At 62.4% G+C, this 19,473-nt stretch carries 27 protein-coding genes; all 27 read right to left on the bottom strand.

The features are described from left to right. Nucleotides 1-24 precede the first annotated feature (24 nt). The 27 genes from secY to rpoC all read right to left on the bottom strand — a co-directional run bounded on the left by secY (nucleotide 25) and on the right by rpoC (nucleotide 19,437). Nucleotides 25-1,383 carry a preprotein translocase subunit SecY gene (secY, locus tag MVF76_RS09305; protein ID WP_411293554.1) on the bottom strand — a complete coding sequence of 453 codons (1,359 nt, stop codon included), beginning with the start codon at nucleotides 1,381-1,383 and terminating at the stop codon, nucleotides 25-27. Then, nucleotides 1,384-1,818: a 50S ribosomal protein L15 gene (gene rplO / locus MVF76_RS09300; protein WP_297528531.1), complete on the bottom strand. Its 435-nt coding sequence runs from the start codon at nucleotides 1,816-1,818 to the stop codon at nucleotides 1,384-1,386. 2 nt (nucleotides 1,819-1,820) lie between these two features. Further along, a complete protein-coding gene (gene rpmD, locus MVF76_RS09295) occupies nucleotides 1,821-2,006 on the bottom strand; it encodes a 50S ribosomal protein L30 (protein ID WP_297528530.1) in 186 nt (61 codons plus the stop codon). A gap of 5 nt (nucleotides 2,007-2,011) precedes the next feature. Then, nucleotides 2,012-2,518, bottom strand: coding sequence for a 30S ribosomal protein S5 (gene rpsE / locus MVF76_RS09290; RefSeq protein WP_297528529.1), 507 nt, complete (start codon nucleotides 2,516-2,518; stop codon nucleotides 2,012-2,014). Between the two features lie 9 nt (nucleotides 2,519-2,527). Beyond that, on the bottom strand, nucleotides 2,528-2,881 hold the full coding sequence (gene rplR / locus MVF76_RS09285; RefSeq protein WP_297528573.1) for a 50S ribosomal protein L18: 354 nt from the start codon (nucleotides 2,879-2,881) through the stop codon (nucleotides 2,528-2,530). 64 nt (nucleotides 2,882-2,945) lie between these two features. Next, on the bottom strand, nucleotides 2,946-3,479 hold the full coding sequence (gene rplF, locus MVF76_RS09280) for a 50S ribosomal protein L6 (protein ID WP_297528528.1): 534 nt from the start codon (nucleotides 3,477-3,479) through the stop codon (nucleotides 2,946-2,948). A 15-nt stretch (nucleotides 3,480-3,494) separates the two neighbouring features. Further along, nucleotides 3,495-3,890 carry a 30S ribosomal protein S8 gene (rpsH, locus tag MVF76_RS09275; RefSeq protein ID WP_297528527.1) on the bottom strand — a complete coding sequence of 132 codons (396 nt, stop codon included), beginning with the start codon at nucleotides 3,888-3,890 and terminating at the stop codon, nucleotides 3,495-3,497. Nucleotides 3,891-3,953: 63 nt separating this feature from the next. Next, nucleotides 3,954-4,259, bottom strand: a complete 306-nt coding sequence (rpsN, locus tag MVF76_RS09270; protein ID WP_297528526.1) for a 30S ribosomal protein S14 — start codon at nucleotides 4,257-4,259, stop codon at nucleotides 3,954-3,956. A gap of 19 nt (nucleotides 4,260-4,278) precedes the next feature. Beyond that, nucleotides 4,279-4,818 carry a 50S ribosomal protein L5 gene (gene rplE / locus MVF76_RS09265; protein ID WP_297528525.1) on the bottom strand — a complete coding sequence of 180 codons (540 nt, stop codon included), beginning with the start codon at nucleotides 4,816-4,818 and terminating at the stop codon, nucleotides 4,279-4,281. A gap of 16 nt (nucleotides 4,819-4,834) precedes the next feature. Then, complete coding sequence (gene rplX / locus MVF76_RS09260; protein ID WP_297528524.1) at nucleotides 4,835-5,152, bottom strand: 50S ribosomal protein L24; 318 nt, start codon at nucleotides 5,150-5,152, stop codon at nucleotides 4,835-4,837. A 26-nt stretch (nucleotides 5,153-5,178) separates the two neighbouring features. Further along, nucleotides 5,179-5,547, bottom strand: a complete 369-nt coding sequence (gene rplN, locus MVF76_RS09255) for a 50S ribosomal protein L14 (RefSeq protein ID WP_297528523.1) — start codon at nucleotides 5,545-5,547, stop codon at nucleotides 5,179-5,181. Between the two features lie 38 nt (nucleotides 5,548-5,585). Further along, a complete protein-coding gene (gene rpsQ / locus MVF76_RS09250) occupies nucleotides 5,586-5,849 on the bottom strand; it encodes a 30S ribosomal protein S17 (protein ID WP_297528522.1) in 264 nt (87 codons plus the stop codon). Further along, nucleotides 5,846-6,049 carry a 50S ribosomal protein L29 gene (rpmC, locus tag MVF76_RS09245; protein WP_297528521.1) on the bottom strand — a complete coding sequence of 68 codons (204 nt, stop codon included), beginning with the start codon at nucleotides 6,047-6,049 and terminating at the stop codon, nucleotides 5,846-5,848. The genes rpsQ and rpmC overlap by 4 nt, the downstream gene beginning before the upstream one ends. Next, entirely contained in the window at nucleotides 6,049-6,462 is a 414-nt protein-coding gene (gene rplP, locus MVF76_RS09240) for a 50S ribosomal protein L16 (protein WP_297528520.1), read from the bottom strand. Before rplP ends, rpmC begins: the two co-directional genes overlap by 1 nt. A gap of 17 nt (nucleotides 6,463-6,479) precedes the next feature. Then, nucleotides 6,480-7,160, bottom strand: coding sequence for a 30S ribosomal protein S3 (gene rpsC / locus MVF76_RS09235; RefSeq protein ID WP_297528519.1), 681 nt, complete (start codon nucleotides 7,158-7,160; stop codon nucleotides 6,480-6,482). A 47-nt stretch (nucleotides 7,161-7,207) separates the two neighbouring features. After that, the gene (gene rplV / locus MVF76_RS09230; RefSeq protein ID WP_297528518.1) at nucleotides 7,208-7,537 is read right to left on the bottom strand and encodes a 50S ribosomal protein L22; all 330 of its coding nucleotides are present in this window, start codon (nucleotides 7,535-7,537) and stop codon (nucleotides 7,208-7,210) included. 14 nt (nucleotides 7,538-7,551) lie between these two features. Then, entirely contained in the window at nucleotides 7,552-7,824 is a 273-nt protein-coding gene (gene rpsS, locus MVF76_RS09225) for a 30S ribosomal protein S19 (RefSeq protein WP_297528517.1), read from the bottom strand. Nucleotides 7,825-7,840: 16 nt separating this feature from the next. Further along, nucleotides 7,841-8,668 carry a 50S ribosomal protein L2 gene (rplB, locus tag MVF76_RS09220; RefSeq protein WP_297528516.1) on the bottom strand — a complete coding sequence of 276 codons (828 nt, stop codon included), beginning with the start codon at nucleotides 8,666-8,668 and terminating at the stop codon, nucleotides 7,841-7,843. 39 nt (nucleotides 8,669-8,707) lie between these two features. Beyond that, entirely contained in the window at nucleotides 8,708-9,004 is a 297-nt protein-coding gene (gene rplW / locus MVF76_RS09215) for a 50S ribosomal protein L23 (RefSeq protein ID WP_297528515.1), read from the bottom strand. Further along, nucleotides 9,001-9,603, bottom strand: coding sequence for a 50S ribosomal protein L4 (rplD, locus tag MVF76_RS09210; protein ID WP_297528572.1), 603 nt, complete (start codon nucleotides 9,601-9,603; stop codon nucleotides 9,001-9,003). The genes rplW and rplD overlap by 4 nt, the downstream gene beginning before the upstream one ends. Nucleotides 9,604-9,613: 10 nt before the next feature. Continuing rightward, nucleotides 9,614-10,252, bottom strand: coding sequence for a 50S ribosomal protein L3 (gene rplC / locus MVF76_RS09205; protein WP_297528514.1), 639 nt, complete (start codon nucleotides 10,250-10,252; stop codon nucleotides 9,614-9,616). 68 nt (nucleotides 10,253-10,320) lie between these two features. Then, nucleotides 10,321-10,632: a 30S ribosomal protein S10 gene (gene rpsJ / locus MVF76_RS09200; RefSeq protein ID WP_297528513.1), complete on the bottom strand. Its 312-nt coding sequence runs from the start codon at nucleotides 10,630-10,632 to the stop codon at nucleotides 10,321-10,323. 165 nt (nucleotides 10,633-10,797) lie between these two features. Beyond that, on the bottom strand, nucleotides 10,798-11,991 hold the full coding sequence (gene tuf, locus MVF76_RS09195; RefSeq protein ID WP_297528501.1) for an elongation factor Tu: 1,194 nt from the start codon (nucleotides 11,989-11,991) through the stop codon (nucleotides 10,798-10,800). A gap of 39 nt (nucleotides 11,992-12,030) precedes the next feature. After that, nucleotides 12,031-14,133: an elongation factor G gene (gene fusA / locus MVF76_RS09190; protein ID WP_297528512.1), complete on the bottom strand. Its 2,103-nt coding sequence runs from the start codon at nucleotides 14,131-14,133 to the stop codon at nucleotides 12,031-12,033. Nucleotides 14,134-14,164: 31 nt separating this feature from the next. Continuing rightward, on the bottom strand, nucleotides 14,165-14,635 hold the full coding sequence (rpsG, locus tag MVF76_RS09185) for a 30S ribosomal protein S7 (protein ID WP_297528511.1): 471 nt from the start codon (nucleotides 14,633-14,635) through the stop codon (nucleotides 14,165-14,167). Between the two features lie 39 nt (nucleotides 14,636-14,674). Beyond that, a complete protein-coding gene (gene rpsL / locus MVF76_RS09180) occupies nucleotides 14,675-15,049 on the bottom strand; it encodes a 30S ribosomal protein S12 (protein WP_297528510.1) in 375 nt (124 codons plus the stop codon). A gap of 164 nt (nucleotides 15,050-15,213) precedes the next feature. After that, nucleotides 15,214-19,437, bottom strand: a complete 4,224-nt coding sequence (gene rpoC / locus MVF76_RS09175) for a DNA-directed RNA polymerase subunit beta' (RefSeq protein ID WP_297528509.1) — start codon at nucleotides 19,435-19,437, stop codon at nucleotides 15,214-15,216. Between the last annotated feature and the right edge of the window lie 36 nt (nucleotides 19,438-19,473).

Raw genomic sequence — 19,473 nt, 5'->3', positions numbered from 1 at the left:
ACCGTTCCGAATTCCCCACAGCGCTCAGCGCAACAGGCCGGTATTGCGGCCGTGACTGCGCAGATTCGCCTTCTTCATCAGGCCCTCATACTGATGCGACATCAGGTGGGCCTGAACCTGGGCCATGAAGTCCATGACCACGACCACGATGATCAGCAGTGACGTACCACCGAAGTAGAAGGGCACGTTCCAGTACAGGATCAGGAACTCCGGCAGCAGACAGACCGCGGTGATGTAGATGGCACCGGCGGCCGTCAGCCGGGTCATCACGGCATCGATATAACGTGCCGTCTGCTCGCCGGGGCGGATCCCGGGGATAAACGCGCCGGACTTCTTGAGGTTGTCCGCCGTTTCCCGCGCATTGAACACCAGCGCGGTATAGAAGAAACAGAAAAACACGATCGCAAGGGCATACAACAGCACATACAACGGCTGCCCGGGCGACAGCGTCGAGGCGATGTCCTTGAGCCAGGCCATGCCCTCGTTGGCACCAAACCAGCTCCCCAGCGTCGCCGGGAACAGAATGATGCTCGACGCAAAAATCGGCGGAATGACGCCCGCCATGTTCAGCTTCAGCGGCAGGTGGGTGCTCTGCGCCGCATACACCTTCCGCCCCTGCTGGCGCTTGGCGTAATTCACTGTAATCCGGCGCTGGCCACGTTCCACGAAAACCACGAAGGCGGTCACCGCCAGCGCCAGCGCGAACAGGAACAGCACGCTGAGCACGTTCATCTCACCGGTGCGCACCAGCTCCAGGGTGCCGCCGATCGCGGACGGCAACCCAGCCACGATGCCCGCGAAGATGATGATCGATATGCCGTTGCCGATGCCGCGCTCGGTAATCTGCTCACCCAGCCACATCAGGAACATGGTGCCGGTCACCAGCGTCACCACCGAGCTCAGCACGAACCCGGGGCCTTCGACGATCACCAGCGGGCTGCCGCCCATCTGCTGCCCCTGGAGGCCGACGGAAATACCGATGGCCTGCAGCGTCGCCAGTGCCACCGTACCGTAGCGGGTGTACTGGGTGATCTTCCTGCGCCCGGCCTCGCCTTCCTTCTTCAACTGCTCCAGGGAAGGCACGGTGTGGCTGAGCAACTGGATGATGATCGATGCCGAGATATAGGGCATGATGCCCAGCGCAAAAATCGACAACCGTTCCAGTGCACCACCCGAGAACATGTTGAACATATCCAGGATGGTGCCCTTCTGCTGCTCGGCCAGCTGGCGCAGCACGTCGGGGTCGATGCCCGGAATCGGAATATGGGTCCCGAGCCGGAACACGATCAGGGCGCCGATGACGAACATCAGGCGCTGGCGCAGCTCCTTGAGCTTGCCGAGATCGCCCAGCGACCCGACCGCGGTTGCGCCCGGCGTGGCCACTCAGTCCTCGACCTTGCCGCCGGCAGCCTCGATGGCGGCACGCGCACCCTTGGTAACGGCCACGCCCTTGAGGGTCACCGCCCGATCGATTTCACCGGAAAGGATGATCTTCGCCTTCAGGGTCTGCTGAGGCACCAGATTGGCCTGCTTGAGCGCCAGCAGGTCGATGACATCGCCCGCGACCTTCGCCAGTTCGCCCAGGCGCACCTCGGCGCGGGTCCGTCCGACCCGCGAGCTGAATCCTACCTTGGGCAGGCGACGCTGCAGCGGCATCTGGCCGCCCTCGAAGCCAACCTTGTGGAAGCCGCCCGAGCGCGACTTCTGCCCCTTGTGGCCACGACCACAAGTCTTGCCCAGCCCGGACCCGATGCCACGACCGACCCGCTTGCGCGCAGCCTTGCTGCCTTCGCCCGGCTTGAGTGTATTGAGACGCATCTTTACGCTTCCTCTACCCGCAAGAGGTAAGACACCTTGTTGATCATGCCACGGTTCTCGGGGGTATCGATCACCTCGACAGTGTGGTGCATGCGCCGCAGACCCAGACCGGCCACGCAGGCCTTGTGGTTCTTCAGCCGGCCATTCACGCTCTTGACCAACGTCACCTTGAGTTTCTTGTCAGCCATGGCCCTTACCCCAGGATCTCTTCGACCGTCTTGCCGCGCTTGGCTGCCACGGCTTCCGGCGAGTTCATGCCAGTGAGACCGTTCATGGTGGCGCGGACCACGTTGATCGGGTTGTTGGAGCCGATGCACTTGGCCAGCACGTCGCGCACTCCCAGAACTTCGAACACGGCACGCATCGCGCCACCCGCAATAATACCCGTACCTTCCGAGGCCGGCTGCATGTACACCTTGGCTGCGCCATGACGCCCGACCAGGGCATACTGCAGGGTGCCATCCTTCAGTGCCACCGACTTCATGTTGCGGCGCGCATTCTCCATGGCCTTCTGGATAGCGACCGGCACCTCGCGTGCCTTGCCGGTGCCGAAACCCACTCGGCCATTGCCATCGCCCACTACGGTCAGGGCTGCAAAGCCGAACACGCGGCCGCCCTTGACCACCTTGGCCACACGATTCACCGCAACCAGTTTTTCCTGCAGCCCATCGCCCTGGGCCTGTGCGTCAACACTCGCCATGATTCACCCTTAGAATTCCAGACCTGCTTCACGGGCGGCATCGGCCAATGCCTTGACCCGACCGTGATACTTGAACCCGGCGCGATCAAACGCCACCTTGGTCACGCCGGCAGCACGGGCCTTTTCGGCAATCGCCTTGCCCACCGCGGCCGCGGCCGCGGCATTGCCGGTCTTGCCCAGCTGCTCGCGCAAGCTCTTGTCCAGGGTAGAGGCCGCCGCGACCACTCGATCGCCGGCTGGCGAAAACACCTGGGCATAGATGTGACGCGGGGTCCGGAACACCGTCAGACGATGCGCACCCAGCTCACGAATCTTCGCACGCGCCTTGCGGGCGCGCCGCAGACGTGCTGCCTTCTTGTCCAATGCCATATTGCGTCTACCTCATTGGGGGGCGCGATCCCGACCGCGACCCCAAGGTTGTCAGGAATTACTTCTTCTTCGCTTCCTTGCGGACGATCACCTCATCCGCATATTTCACGCCCTTGCCCTTGTAGGGTTCCGGCGGACGGAAGGCACGAATCTCGGCAGCAACCTGGCCGACCCGCTGCTTGTCGGCGCCCTTGACCACGACCTCGGTCTGGCTGGGCGTCTCAATGGTAATGCCCTCCGGGACCGGGTAGTTGATGGGGTGCGAAAAACCCAGCGTCAGGTTCAGCGTGTTGCCCTGGGCCTGGGCGCGATATCCGACGCCCACCAGCTCCAGCTTGCGTTCGAAACCCTGGCTGACACCTATCACCATGTTGTTCAGCAAGGCACGGGTGGTCCCGGCCATCGCCCAGGCCTGTTTCGATTCCTTCGCCGGCACGATGGTCAGCACATTGCCGTCCTGCTTCACCTCGACAAGGGGATTCAGGGTCAGCTCCAGGCTACCCTTGGGACCCTTGGCCGTGACCTTGCCACTGGCGATGGTGATCTCGACGCCCGATGGCATCTCAACCGGTTGTTTAGCAACTCGCGACATGATCCTGCCCCTGTCCTAGCTCACCGTGCAGAGCACTTCGCCACCCTCGCCGACCGCACGTGCCTGGCGGTCGGTCATCACCCCCTTGGAGGTGGATACGATGGCGATACCCAGGCCACCGTCGACCTTGGGAAGCTCATGCTTGTTCTTGTAGATACGCAGGCCCGGGCGACTCACCCGACGCACCTTCTCGATGACCGGACGGCCCTCGAAGTACTTCAGGGTGATGGTCAGGGTCGGCTTGCCGTCTTCGTCGGACACGGAATAGTCGAGGATATAACCCTCGTCCTTCAGCACCTTGGCGATGGCCGCCTTCTGCTTGGAGGCAGGCATGCTCACCTGCGCCTTTTCCGCGTGCTGCCCGTTGCGAATCCGGGTCAGCATGTCCGCGATGGGGTCCGACATACTCATTGCGTATCTACCTCGATTCCTGTGGGCCCCCTGGGCCCGCAATTCCTGTCCTGCCCTGCGATTCTACCAGCTGGCCTTGACCAGACCGGGGACATCGCCCTTCATGGCATGCTCGCGCAGCTTGTTGCGGCACAGACCGAACTTGCGATACACGGCATGCGGCCGACCGGTAAGCCGGCAACGACGCTGAAGCCGCGCCGGGCTGGCATCACGCGGCAGCTTTTGCAGGCGCGCAACGGCATCGGCCACTTCCTCGTAGCTGCTGTTCGGGTTCTTGATGATGGCCTTCAGCTCGGCGCGCTTCGCCGCATACTTCTGGACCGTCTTCATGCGCTTCACTTCGCGCGCGATCATCGATTTCTTTGCCATGCGCCAGATTCCTGCCTTGTCAGTTGCGGAATGGGAAGTTGAAGGCGGCGAGCAGCGCCTTGGCTTCCTCATCGGTCTTGGCGGAGGTGGTAATGGTGATATCCATGCCACGCAGCGCATCGACCTTGTCGTAATCGATTTCCGGGAAAATGATCTGCTCCCGGACGCCCATGCTGTAGTTACCCCGGCCATCGAAGGACTTGCCGCTCAGCCCGCGGAAGTCACGAATGCGGGGGATCGCAATACTGATAAGCCGATCCAGGAATTCGTACATGCGTTCCCGGCGCAGCGTCACCTTGCAGCCGATGGGCCAGCCCTCCCGAACCTTGAACCCCGCCACGGACTTGCGTGCCTTGGTCACGATGGGTTTCTGGCCGGCGATCTTTGCCATGTCGGCAACAGCGTTGTCCATGACCTTGCGATCGGCAATGGCCTCGCCGACACCCATGTTCAGGGTGATCTTCTCGATCTTCGGAACCTCCATGACATTGGCGTAGCCGAACTGCTCCTGCAGCTGCCTGATCACGTTGTTCCGGTAGTGTTCCTGCAATCTAGCCATTGATCCAATCCGCCTTTCAGACATCCACGACTTCGCCCGTGGACTTGAAGAATCGCACCTTGCGCCCGTCTTCCAGCATGCGGAAACCGACCCGATCGCCCTTGCTGGTCTGCGGGTTGAACAGCATCACGTTGGAGACGTGAATGGGGGCCTCCATGTCGATGATGCCGCCAGCCACGCCACGCGTCGGATTCGGCTTCTGGTGCTTCTTGACGACATTGATGTTCTCGACGATCAGACGATCGTCATCGAGCACCCGCAGCACGCTGCCGCGCTTGCCCTTGTCCTTGCCCGCGATCACGACGACCTGGTCGCCTTTTCGAATCCTGCGCATGACTGTAAACCCTGTAAATGTTCGCGTCAGAGCACTTCCGGAGCCAGCGACACGATCTTCATGAACCGGTCGCCACGGAGCTCGCGAGTCACCGGCCCGAAGATGCGGGTACCGATGGGCTCAAGCTTGTTGTTCAGGAGCACGGCGGCGTTGCTGTCGAACCGGATCAGCGAACCATCCGGGCGACGCACACCCTTGCGCGTACGCACGACAACGGCGTTGTATACCTCGCCCTTCTTGACCTTGCCGCGCGGAATCGCTTCCTTCACGCTGACCTTGATGACATCACCGATGTTCGCGTAGCGACGGTGCGAGCCGCCCAGCACCTTGATGCACTGGACCTGGCGTGCGCCGCTGTTGTCCGCGGCCATCAGCATGGTTTGCATCTGAATCATGACTGCTTCCCGAAAGTATGTGTGTCGCCGCTAGCGGATCACTCGGCCCGTTCCACCACCGAAACCAGTCGCCAGGACTTGGTCTTGGAGATCGGGCGACACTGCTCGATCGAAACCAGATCGCCCTCGCGGCACTCATTGTTCTCGTCGTGCACATGGTATTTCGTGGACCGACGAATGTACTTTCCGTACAGCGGATGCTTGACACGACGCTCGATCAGCACGGTGGCCGACTTGTCCATCTTGTCACTCACGACGCGGCCGGTCAGGACACGCTGTACCTTTTCAGCATTCTCGCTCATGCCATTTCACCTGCAGCTGCCTTTTCACCCAGAATCGTCTTGATCCGGGCAATATCCTTGCGGACCCGCTGGAACTCGTGGGGGCGCGGCGCCTGGCCGCTGCCACGCTGCATGCGCAGGTTGAACTGCTCTCGACGCAGGCTGATCAGCTCCTCACGAAGCTCCGCCTCGGTCTTGTTCCTGAGTTCGCTCGCCTTCATCACATCACCGTCCGGGTCACAAACGTGGTCTTCACGGGGAGCTTGGCCGCGGCACGACGAAACGCCTCGCGCGCAACTTCCTCCGACACCCCCTCGATTTCATAGAGCACACGACCAGGCTGGATCTTGGCGACCCAGTACTCTACGTTGCCCTTGCCCTTGCCCATACGCACCTCGATGGGCTTCTTGGTAATCGGCACATCGGGAAACACCCGAATCCAGAGCTTGCCACCGCGCTTGACGTGACGCGTGATGGCACGGCGCGCGGCCTCGATCTGGCGCGCGGTGACCTGGCCACGATCCATGGCCTTGAGCGCAAACTCGCCGAAGCTCACGCGATTTCCGGTCGTGGCGAGACCGCGGTTGCGCCCCTTCTGCTGCTTGCGGAACTTGGTTCTCTTCGGCTGCAACATGATTCAGTCACTCCAGCTCAGTTGGCCGCGGCCTTCTTGCCGCCCTCGGGCTCCGCAGGCTGCTCGGCATCGCCAAACACTTCGCCCTTGAATATCCAGACCTTGACGCCGATCACTCCATAGGTGGTACGCGCCTCGGCAAATCCGTAATCGATGTCGGCACGCAGGGTATGCAGCGGCACACGCCCCTCGCGATACCATTCGGTACGGGCGATTTCGGCCCCGTTCAACCGCCCCGCCACGTTGATCCGCACACCCTGGGCACCGAGCCGCATGGTGTTGGACACCGCGCGCTTCATCGCGCGGCGGAACATGATGCGGCGTTCCAGCTGCTGGGCCACACTCTCGGCGACCAGCTGCGCATCCAGCTCCGGCTTGCGCACCTCCTCGATATTGATGTGCACCGGGATACCCATCAGCTGGGAGACTTCCTTGCGCAACTTTTCGATATCCTCACCCTTCTTGCCGATCACGATACCGGGACGCGCGGTATGGATGGTAATCAGCGCATTGCGTGCCGGCCGTTCGATCTGGATCCGGCTCACCGAGGCGTGGGCCAGGCGCTTCTTCAGGAAGTCGCGTACCTGAAGATCGTTGTACAGATAGTCGGCGAAGTTCCTGGAATCCGCGTACCACTTGGACGTCCAGTCCTTCACGATACCGAGGCGGATGCCTGTTGGATGTACTTTCTGGCCCATATTGATCTCTCTGTTAAGTCTCTCGCGTCTCGCAGCGTTCTGTTGCCTCAGTCGCCCACGGTGACCGTAATGTGGCTGGTCCGCTTCAGGATGCGGTTGGCACGCCCCTTGGCCCGGGCACGCCAGCGCTTGTAGGTCGGCCCCTCGTCCACGCAGATGGCAGCAACCTTCAACTCGTCGATATCCGCACCCTCGTTGTGCTCGGCGTTGGCGATCGCCGACTCCAGCACCTTGCGCACCAGATGGGCGCCCTTCTTGGGGCTGAACATGAGCGTCTGCAATGCGCGTTCGACCGGCATGCCGCGCACCTGATCGGCCACCAGCCGACACTTCTGGGCGGAGATCCGGGCGTTACGCAGTTTGGCTTGTACCTGCATCTCGATGGACTCCCTTACCTGGATTTCTTGTCCGCAGCGTGCCCCTTGAAGGTCCGGGTCACGGCGAACTCGCCAAGCTTGTGGCCGATCATGTTCTCGTTGATAAGCACCGGAACATGCTGGCGACCGTTGTGCACCGCAATGGTGAGCCCAACCATTTCGGGCAGAATCATGGAACGGCGCGACCAGGTCTTGATCGGGCGACGATTGTTGGTCTCGACTGCCTCACGGACCTTCTTCATCAGATGGTCGTCGACAAACGGACCCTTGCGAACTGAACGTGGCACGTTATCGTCCTCTCACTTACTTGCGGTTACGGCGCCGCACAATCATGCTGTCCGTACGCTTGTTCTTGCGGGTCTTGTAACCCTTGGTCGGCATGCCCCAGGGCGATACCGGATGACGGCCACCGGAGGTACGGCCCTCGCCACCACCGTGCGGATGGTCGACCGGGTTCATGGCGACACCACGAACGGTCGGGCGCACGCCGCGCCAGCGCTTGGCGCCGGCCTTGCCCAGCTTGCGCAGATTGTGTTCGGCATTTCCGACCTCGCCCACCGTGGCCCGGCAGTCGGCGTGCACCTTGCGCATTTCGCCGGAACGCAGACGCAGAGTGGCATGATCGCCCTCACGGGCCACGAGCTGGACGCCGGCACCGGCACTGCGCGCGATCTGCCCACCCTTGCCGGGGCGCAGTTCCACGTTGTGCACCGTGGTACCCACCGGGATGCTGCGCAGCGACAGCGCGCAGCCCGGCTTGATGGGCGCCTCCAGCCCGGACTCGACCGTATCGCCGGTACTCAGTCCGCGCGGCGCCAGGATATAGCGGCGCTCGCCGTCCGCGTACAGCAGCAGCGCAATGTTTGCGCTCCGGTTCGGGTCATACTCGATCCGCTCGACACGCGCCGGAATGCCGTCCTTGTTACGCTTGAAGTCGATGATGCGATAGCGCTGCTTGTGACCACCGCCACGATGACGCGTGGTGATGCGGCCGTTGTTGTTCCGACCACCGGTCCTGGACTTCTTCTCCAGCAGCGGCTCATAGGGCGCCCCCTTGTGGAGCTCCTCGTTGCGCACCCGGACGACGAAACGGCGCCCCGGAGAAGTCGGCTTGGTCTTGACGATTGCCATCTTGAAAAACCTTGTTCAGATGAATCCGTGTAGCTCCGATTACTCGGCGCCGCTGAAGTCGATGTCCTGACCCTCGGCCAGCGTCACGTAGGCCTTCTTCCAGTTCGAGCGCTTGCCGACAGACTGACCGAAACGCTTCACCTTGCCACGCATGTTGGCAACCTGCACATTGGTCACCTTGACGTCGAACAGCATCTCGACAGCACGCGAGATTTCCGGCTTGGTCGCGTCCGGGAGCACCTTGAAGGCAAACTGCCGATTGCTGTCGGCCAGCCGCGCGCTCTTTTCCGAAACCAGCGGCGCAAGCAGGACCTGCATCAGACGCTCCTGGTTCATGCCAGTCTCTCCTCGAACTTCTTCAGGGTGTCGACCGTCATCAACACCTTGCCGAACCCGATCAGGCTCACCGGATCGACGGTTTCCGAATCGCACACCCCCACCGAATAGAGGTTGCGTGCAGCCAGGTACAGGTTCTCGTCCGCGCTGTCGGTGACGATCAGCACGTCATCGAGACCCAACTCCTTCAACTTGCCCAGCAGCTCCCGGGTCTTTGGCGCCTCGACCTTGAAGTCGTCGACGACAACGAGGCGATCCTGGCGCAACAGTTCCGACAGGATGGAGGCCAGCGCGCCGCGATACATCTTCTTGTTGACCTTCTGGGAGTAGTCGCGAGGCCGGGCCGCGAACACCTTGCCGCCCCCACGCCAGATGGGGCTGCGGATTGTACCAGAACGCGCACGCCCTGTCCCCTTCTGTCGCCAGGGCTTGGCGCCGCCGCCACGAACAGCGGAACGGTTCTTCTGGGCCTTGGTCCCCGCGCGCGCGCCTGCCATCACGGCGGTCACGACCTGGTGCACCAGCGCCTCGTTGAATTCACGGCCGAACGCCTTGTCGGAGACGTCGACGGAAGTACCACCCTTGACCTGAATTTCCATCATCGCCTCCTTACGCCTTCACCGCGGGCTTGACGATGACATCGCCGCCCTTGGCACCCGGCACCGAGCCCTTCACGAAGATCAGATTGCGGTCGGCGTCGACGCGGACCACCTGCAGATTCTGCTGGGTGCGGCGCACGTTGCCCATGTGACCAGCCATCTTCTTGCCCTTGAACACGCGACCCGGGGTCTGGTTCTGACCGATGGAACCCGGTGCGCGATGTGACAGCGAGTTGCCGTGGGTGGCGTCCTGGGTGCGGAAATTGTGACGCTTCACACCGCCCTGGAAGCCCTTGCCGATGGTGGTCCCGGCGACGTCGACCATCTGGCCGGCCTCGAAGATGTCGACACGGATCTCGCTGCCAACCTCGATGCCCTCGCCTTCACCCTCTCCGAGACGGAACTCCCAGACGCCCCGACCCGGCTCGACGCCGGCCTTGGCAAAATGACCCGCCATGGGCTTGCTCACGCGCGAGGCACGCCGGGTACCGGTGGTCACCTGCAGTGCCCGGTAGCCGTCGGTCTCCTCGGTGCGCAGCTGCGTCACCCGATTCGGTTCCACTTCGATGACGGTCACGGGGATGGAAGCACCCTCATCGGTGAAGATGCGCGTCATCCCGACCTTTCGACCCACTAACCCGATTGCCATGGTTTGTTTCCTCTTCAGGGTTGCCCCGACGCTGGGGAAGCGACAGCAGAGCCCTGGGTTTTACTGCTTCAGTTCAGCTTGATCTGCACGTCCACGCCGGCAGCCAGATCGAGCTTCATCAACGCGTCCACCGTCTTGTCGGTAGGGTCGACGATATCCATCAGGCGCTTGTGGGTGCGGATCTCGTACTGGTCGCGAGCATCCTTGTTGACGTGCGGCGAGATCAGAACGGTGTAACGTTCCTTCTTGGTCGGCAGCGGGATGGGACCCCGGACCTGCGCGCCCGTGCGCCGGGCGGTCTCGACGATCTCGCGGGCAGACTGGTCGATCAGGCGATGATCGAAAGCCTTCAGCCGAATGCGAATTCTCTGGTTTGTCATGTCAACCTCTAAAGAACAGGGACGGCGTGCGATCCGTCCCGTCAGAAGTCAGATACAAGCTGCAAGATACAAGTTACAAGCGAATGGATCGGCACCTGGCCCATGCACTCGGGAGTCCGGGCCGCCATGCTTGCATCCTGTCTCTTGCTTCTTGCAGCTATCCAATCACTCGATGATCTTCGACACCACGCCGGCGCCCACGGTGCGGCCACCCTCGCGAATCGCGAAGCGCAGACCCTCTTCCATGGCAATCGGCGCAATCAGCGACACCGTCATCTTCACGTTGTCTCCCGGCATCACCATCTCCACACCCTCCGGCAGGTCACAGGCCCCCGTGACGTCCGTGGTACGGAAATAAAACTGCGGACGATAACCGTTGAAGAAAGGCGTGTGACGACCACCCTCTTCCTTCGACAGCACGTATACCTCGGCCTCGAACTTGGTATGCGGGGTGATCGAGCCCGGCACGCACAGCACCTGACCACGCTCCACCTCGTCACGCTTGGTGCCGCGCAGCAGCACACCCACGTTGTCGCCCGCCACACCTTCGTCCAGCAGCTTGCGGAACATCTCCACGCCGGTCACCGTGGTCTTCTGCGTCTCGCGAATACCCACAATCTCGACCTCGTCGCCCACGTGAACCTTGCCGCGCTCGATACGGCCCGTCACCACCGTGCCACGACCCGAAATCGAGAACACGTCCTCGATCGGCATCAGGAACGGCTGGTCGATCGGACGCTCCGGCACCGGAATGTACTCGTCCATCGCCGCCAGCAGCTTCTCGATCGAGGGCACACCAATATCCGAGGTGTCGCCTTCCAGCGCCTTCAGCGCCGATCCAATCACAATCGGGGTGTCGTCGCCCGGAAACTCGTAGGAACTCAGCAGGTCGCGAACCTCCATCTCCACCAGCTCCAGCAGCTCCGGATCGTCCACCTGGTCGGCCTTGTTCATGTACACCACGATGTAGGGCACACCCACCTGGCGCGCCAGCAGAATGTGCTCGCGGGTCTGCGGCATCGGACCGTCCGCCGCACTCACCACCAGAATGGCACCATCCATCTGCGCCGCACCCGTGATCATGTTCTTCACGTAGTCGGCGTGACCAGGACAGTCCACGTGCGCGTAGTGACGATTCTCCGTCTCGTACTCCACGTGCGCCGTCGCAATCGTGATACCTCGCGCACGCTCTTCCGGCGCATTGTCAATCTGATCGTACGCCTTGAACTCGCCTCCGCCCATCTTCTCCGCAGATACCTTCGTCAGCGCCGCCGTCAGCGTCGTCTTGCCATGGTCAACATGACCAATCGTACCCACGTTTACATGCGGCTTCGTACGTTCAAATTTTTCCTTGGACACGACTGTTACCTCGTTACAGTTCTGTTGGGTGCCAAACGATCAGGATGCCTTCTTGATCACTGCCTCGGCGACATTCGAGGGCGCTTCGGCGTACTTCTCGAATTCCATGCTGTAGCTGGCGCGGCCCTGGGTGGCGCTGCGCAGGTCGGTGGCATAACCGAACATCTCGGCCAGCGGCACCTCGGCGCGAATGATCTTGCCGGCGGGACCGTCTTCCATTTCCTTGATCATGCCGCGACGGCGGTTCAGGTCGCCGACCACATCGCCCATGTACTCCTCGGGCGTGCTGACCTCGACCTTCATGATGGGCTCCAGCAGCACCGGAGAACCCTGGGGCACGCCTTCCTTGATGGCCATGGAACCGGCGATCTTGAAGGCCATTTCCGAGGAGTCGACATCGTGATACGAGCCGTCGTAGAGGGTCGCCTTGATGTCGACCATGGGATAGCCGGCCAGCACGCCGTTTTCCAGCTGCTCCTGGATACCCTTGTCCACCGCAGGAATGTACTCGCGAGGCACCACGCCGCCGACAATGGCATTCTCGAATTCGTAACCGGAACCGGGCTCCAGCGGCTCCAGCTTGAGCACCACGTGACCATACTGACCGCGGCCACCGGACTGGCGCACGAACTTGCCCTCGGCCTTTTCCACCGGCTTGCGGATGGTTTCGCGATAGGCCACCTGCGGCGCGCCCACGTTGGCCTCGACCTTGAACTCGCGCTTCATGCGGTCGACGATGATGTCCAGGTGCAGCTCGCCCATGCCGGAGATAATGGTCTGCCCGGATTCCTCGTCGGTATGCACGCGGAAGGAGGGATCCTCCTGGGCCAGCTTCTGCAGGGCAATGCCCATCTTCTCCTGATCGGCCTTGGTCTTGGGCTCGACGGCAACGGAGATCACCGGCTCGGGGAACTCCATGCGCTCGAGGATGATGGGGTTGTTGACATCGCACAGGGTGTCACCGGTGGTGACGTCCTTCAGGCCAACCGCCGCAGCGATGTCGCCGGCGCGCACTTCCTTGATCTCCTCGCGGGAGTTGGCGTGCATCTGCAGAATACGACCGATGCGCTCCTTCTTGCCCTTGACCGAATTGAGCACGGTGTCGCCCGAACTCAGCACGCCCGAATAGACGCGGAAGAAGGTCAGGGTACCGACGAACGGGTCGGTGGCGATCTTGAACGCCAGCGCGGCGAAGGGTTCGTCGTCGGAGGAATGACGCTCGGCCTCGGTACCCTCGGCGTCGTCCAGGTGGCCCTTGATGGAAGGCACGTCGACCGGCGAAGGCATGTAATAGATGATGGCGTCGAGCATGGCCTGCACGCCCTTGTTCTTGAACGCCGAACCGCACAGCATGGGGATGATCTCGACGTCCAGGGTGCGGCGGCGCAGGCCTTCGCGAATCTCATCCTCGCTCAGCTCACCGCCCTCGAGGTACTTCTCCATCAGTTCCTCGGATGCCTCGGCGGCCGCCTCGATCATCTTCTCCCGCCACTCGTTGCAGGCGTCGACCATGTCCTCGGGAATATCCTTGGCCTCATAGGTGGTGCCCATGTCGGCCTCGTTCCAGTAGATGGCCTTCATGCGAATGAGGTCGACCACGCCCTTGAAGTTGTCCTCGGCACCGATCGGCAGCTGGATGGGTACCGGGTTGGCACCCAGGCGGGTCTTCACCTGCTCGACCACGCGCAGGAAGTTGGCGCCGGCCCGGTCCATCTTGTTGACGAAGCCCATGCGCGGCACGTTGTACTTGTTGGCCTGGCGCCATACCGTCTCGGACTGGGGCTCCACGCCGCCCACGGCGCAGAACACGGCGCAGGCGCCGTCGAGCACACGCAGGGAACGCTCCACCTCAATGGTGAAGTCGACGTGTCCGGGCGTGTCGATGATGTTGATCCGGTGCTCGGGGAACTGCTGATCCATGCCCTTCCAGAAGCAGGTGGTCGCCGCCGAGGTAATGGTGATACCGCGCTCCTGTTCCTGCTCCATCCAGTCCATGGTCGCAGCGCCGTCATGCACCTCACCGATCTTGTGAGACACACCGGTATAAAAGAGAACGCGCTCGGTCGTCGTCGTCTTGCCGGCGTCGATGTGCGCCATGATACCGACGTTGCGATAGCGCTCGATGGGAGTTTTGCGTGCCACGGACTGAATCCTTCTTCAATAAGCTTCTGACTTACCAGCGATAATGCGCGAAGGCCTTGTTGGCCTCGGCCATGCGGTGCGTATCCTCGCGTTTCTTCACCGCGGTACCCCGGTTCTCGGCGGCATCCATGATCTCGCCCGCCAGACGCTGGGCCATGGACTTCTCGGAGCGGGCGCGCGCGGCCTCGATCATCCAGCGCATCGCCAGTGTCTGACGGCGGGTCGGGCGCACCTCGACCGGCACCTGGTAGGTGGCACCACCCACACGCCGGGACTTGACCTCGACCACCGGGCTGACGTTCTCCAGGGCGCGCTCCAGCACGTCCATCGCGTCGCCACCGGCCTTGCTGCCGATCTGGTCCAGCGCACCATAGACGATCTTCTCGGCCACCGACTTCTTGCCGCTGGACATCACCATGTTGACGAACTTGGCCAGCCGCTCGCTGCCGAACTTGGGATCCGGGAGAATCTCGCGACGCTCTGCTGCTTTTCTTCTAGACATGCTTCAAACCTGTAGCCGTTGGAACGGTTGATACCCTGATCAGGACTTGGGCCGCTTGGCACCATACTTGGAACGGCCCTGCCGGCGCGCCTCGACACCCGAGGCATCCAGGCTGCCACGCACCGTGTGGTAGCGCACGCCCGGCAGATCCTTCACACGGCCGCCGCGAATCAGCACCACCGAGTGCTCCTGCAGGTTGTGTCCCTCGCCACCGATATAGGTGGTGACTTCATAGCCGTTGGTCAGACGCACGCGGGCCACCTTGCGCAGCGCCGAGTTCGGCTTCTTGGGCGTGGTGGTGTACACGCGGGTGCACACGCCACGCTTCTGCGGGCAGGCTTCCAGCGCAGGCACCGTGCTCTTGGCCGGCTTGCGCTTTCTGGGTTTGCGCACTAACTGATTGATTGTAGCCATGAAAAAATCGCTCTCTGCAGAATTCCTGGGTTGATTACGGCGACCCGAAAACAAACGACAGGCCGGAGATCGGTCCGGCCTGTCGGAAAGGTGCGCAATTGTAGAGAGGCACCAACTCCCTGTCAAGCATCCGGTTTCGGATGCCTGGCCCTGCCCCCGTGGGGTCAGGATTCCGTCACTTCACCCGCCTCGCCCGGCGCTTCTCCAGCCTCCGCCTGGACCTCGGCATTGACCATCTCGTCCAGGGCCAGGCTGGGATCCAACGCGCGCCGGCGCTGGCGCCGCCGCTCCTCGTGATAGGCCAGGCCGGTCCCGGCCGGGATCAGGCGACCCACGATGACGTTCTCCTTGAGGCCACGCAGATCGTCCCGGGCACCGCGGACGGCAGCCTCGGTGAGCACGCGGGTGGTCTCCTGGAAGGAGGCGGCCGAAATGAAGGACTCGGTGGCCAGCGAGGCCTTGGTGATGCCCAGCAGCAGGGGCTCCCAGGTGGCCGGTACCCCGCCCTCCTTCTCCACCCGCTCGTTTTCCTCGAGGACACGGGCCTTCTCGACCTGCTCGCCCTTGAGGAAGCGGGTATCCCCGGGACCGACGATCTCGACCTTGCGCAACATCTGGCGAATGATCACCTCGATGTGCTTGTCGTTGATCTTCACGCCCTGCAGGCGGTAGACATCCTGAATTTCCTTGACCAGGTAATCGGCCATGACGGTGACGCCGAGCAGGCGCAGGATGTCGTGCGGGTTCGGTTCGCCATCGACGACGGTTTCACCCTTCTCGACATGCTCGCCTTCGAACACGTTCACATGGCGCCACTTCGGAATCAACTCCTCGTACTGGTCACCATTGGCATCGGTGATCACCAGGCGCTGCTTGCCCTTGGTTTCCTTGCCGAAGGTCACGGTACCGGTACGCTCCGCCAGCACCGCAGGTTCCTTGGGCTTGCGGGCCTCGAACAGATCGGCCACGCGCGGCAGACCGCCGGTAATGTCGCGGGTCTTGGAAGACTCCTGCGGAATGCGGGCCACCACGTCGCCGACCTCCACCCGGGCACCGTCCTCCAGGGCCACGATCGCACCATGAGGCAGGAAGTAGTGGGCCGCCATCTCGGTACCGGCGATCTTGAGTTCGTCGCCGTTCTCGTCGACGAGCTTGACCATCGGCCGCAGATCCTTGCCGGCCGAACCACGCTGCTTGGGATCGGTGACCTCCAGACTGGAAAGTCCGGTGATCTCGTCGGTCTTGCGCTGCACAGTCACGCCCTCGACGAAGTCCACGAACTTGATGGTACCGGCCACCTCGGTAACGATCGGATGGGTGTGCGGATCCCAGTTGGCCACTACCTGACCTGCCTCGACGGCATCGCCATCAGCCACTGACAACACGGCACCATAGGGCACCTTGTAGCGCTCACGCTCTCGGCCGTTGGCATCGATAACGCCGATCTCGCCCGAACGCGACACGGCCACCAGGTTGCCTTCCTTGTTCTGCACCGTCTTGATGTTGTGCAGTCGAATGATGCCAGCACTCTTCACCTGGACGCTGTTCACGGTGGCGGCGCGGCTGGCGGCACCACCGATGTGGAAGGTACGCATGGTCAACTGGGTGCCGGGCTCGCCGATGGACTGCGCCGCGATCACGCCCACCGATTCGCCGACGTTCACGCGGTGACCACGGGCCAGGTCGCGGCCGTAGCACTGGGCGCAGACGCCGTAGCGGGTTTCGCAGGAAATGGCGGAGCGGACCTTGATCTCGTCCACACCCAGCGACTCCAGCTTCTCGACCCACTTCTCGTCGAGCAGCGTGCCGGCCTCGACCGCAATCTCGTCGGTGCCGGGCACATAGGTATCCTCGGCCACGACGCGGCCCAGCACCCGCTCGGCCAGCGATTCGACGACATCACCGCCCTCGACGATCGGCGTCATCAGGATTCCGTTGCTGGTACCGCAATCCTCCTCGGTCACCACCAGGTCCTGGGCCACATCGACCAGGCGACGGGTCAGGTAACCGGAGTTCGCGGTCTTGAGCGCGGTATCGGCCAGACCCTTGCGTGCACCGTGGGTGGAGATGAAGTACTGAATAACGTTCAGACCCTCGCGGAAATTCGCCGTGATCGGTGTCTCGATGATGGAGCCGTCCGGCTTGGCCATCAGTCCGCGCATGCCCGCGAGCTGACGAATCTGGGCGGCGCTGCCTCGGGCTCCCGAATCGGCCATCATGAAAATGGAGTTGAAGGACTTCTGCACGACCTCCTTGCCTTCACGATCGACCACCACTTCCTTGCCGAGCTTCTCCATCATGGCCTTGGCAACCTGGTCGTTGGTACGCGACCAGATGTCCACCACCTTGTTGTAACGCTCGCCGTTGGTCACCAGGCCGGAGGTGTACTGGTATTCGATCTCCTTCACCTCTTCCTCGGCCTTGGCCAGTATTTCGGCCTTCTCCTCCGGGATGACCATGTCGTCGGCACAGAAGGACACACCTGCGCGGGCCGCATAGGCAAAGCCGGTATACATGAGCTGGTCCGCGAAGATGACCGTGGCCTTGAGCCCAACACGACGATAGCAGGCGTTGATCAGTCGCGAGATAGCCTTCTTGGTCATGTCCTGATCGACCAGTTCGAAGGGCAGCCCCTCGGGAACGATCTCGTACAACAACGCACGGCCGGCGACAGTCTCGACTCGACGCGGATTGCGGACGATCTCGCCGTTTTCATCCAGCGTGGTGTCAGTCAGACGCACCTTGATGCGCGCATGCAGATCGACCGCACCGGTGTCATAGGCGCGATGCAGCTCGGCGACGTTCTCGAAGGCCATGCCCTCGCCCCGGGCGTTTACCCGCTCACGGGTCATGTAGTAGAGACCCAGCACCACGTCCTGAGAAGGCACGATGATGGGCTCGCCGTTGGCCGGCGACAGGATGTTGTTGGTAGACATCATCAAGGCGCGAGCCTCGAGCTGCGCCTCCAGCGACAACGGCACATGCACCGCCATCTGGTCGCCGTCGAAGTCGGCGTTGAAGGCGGCGCAGACCAGCGGGTGAAGCTGGATGGCCTTGCCCTCGATCAGCACCGGCTCGAAGGCCTGGATGCCGAGCCTGTGCAGGGTCGGCGCCCGGTTGAGCATCACCGGATGCTCGCGAATGACTTCTTCCAGGATATCCCAGACCTCGGCGCCCTCGCGCTCGACCATCTTCTTGGCCGCCTTGATGGTGGTGGCCAGGCCGCGCAACTGCAGCTTGGAAAAGATGAAGGGCTTGAACAGCTCCAGCGCCATGCGCTTGGGCAGGCCACACTGGTGCAGCTTCAGGGTCGGGCCGACCACGATGACCGAACGCCCCGAGTAGTCGACACGCTTGCCCAGCAGGTTCTGACGGAAACGGCCCTGCTTGCCCTTGATCATGTCGGCCAGGGACTTGAGCGGCCGCTTGTTGGTGCCGGTGATGGCGCGGCCTCGGCGACCGTTGTCCAGCAGGGCGTCGACCGACTCCTGTAGCATGCGTTTCTCGTTGCGCACGATGATGTCGGGCGCGTTCAGCTCCAGCAGCCGCTTGAGACGATTGTTGCGGTTGATGACGCGACGGTAGAGATCGTTCAGGTCGGAAGTGGCAAAGCGGCCGCCATCCAGGGGCACCAGCGGGCGCAGCTCCGGCGGCAGCACCGGCAGCACGGTCATCACCATCCATTCCGGCTTGTTGCCGGACTCGATGAAGGACTCGATCAGCTTGAGGCGCTTGCCCAGGCGCTTGAGCTTGGACTCGGAATTGGTACCGGCGATTTCCTCGCGCAGGCGCAGCGCCTCCGCCTGCAGGTCGATGCTCTTGAGCAGCTCGAAGATGGCCTCCGCACCCATGCGGGCATCGAACTCGTCACCGTTCTCCTCGATGGCGTCGAGATAGGCTTCGTCCGAAAGCAGCTGCCCACGCTCCAGGGTGGTCATGCCCGGGTCGATGACCACGAAGGCCTCGAAATAGAGCACACGCTCGATGTCCCGCAGGGTCATGTCCAGCAGCAGGCCGATACGCGAGGGCAATGACTTCAGGAACCAGATGTGGGCGACCGGGCTGGCCAGCTCGATATGCCCCATGCGCTCGCGACGCACCTTGGCCAGGGTGACCTCCACACCACACTTCTCGCACACCACGCCGCGGTGCTTGAGGCGCTTGTACTTGCCGCAAAGGCACTCGTAATCCTTCACCGGGCCGAAGATCTTCGCACAGAACAGGCCATCGCGTTCCGGCTTGAAGGTCCGGTAGTTGATGGTTTCCGGCTTCTTGACCTCGCCATAGGACCAGGAGCGGATCATGTCGGGCGACGCAAGGCCGATGCGGATGGCGTCAAAATCATCCGTCTGACCCTGCGGCTTAACGAGATTGAGTAGGTCTTTCATCGTGACTCCCGTTGTATCGATTGACCGTGACCGAGA

It is taken from the genome of Thiohalobacter sp. (genome assembly GCF_027000115.1).
Taxonomy (GTDB): domain Bacteria; phylum Pseudomonadota; class Gammaproteobacteria; order Thiohalobacterales; family Thiohalobacteraceae; genus JALTON01.
The sequence above is the reverse complement of the archived record's forward strand: the minus strand, read 5'-3'. Positions and strand labels throughout refer to the sequence as shown.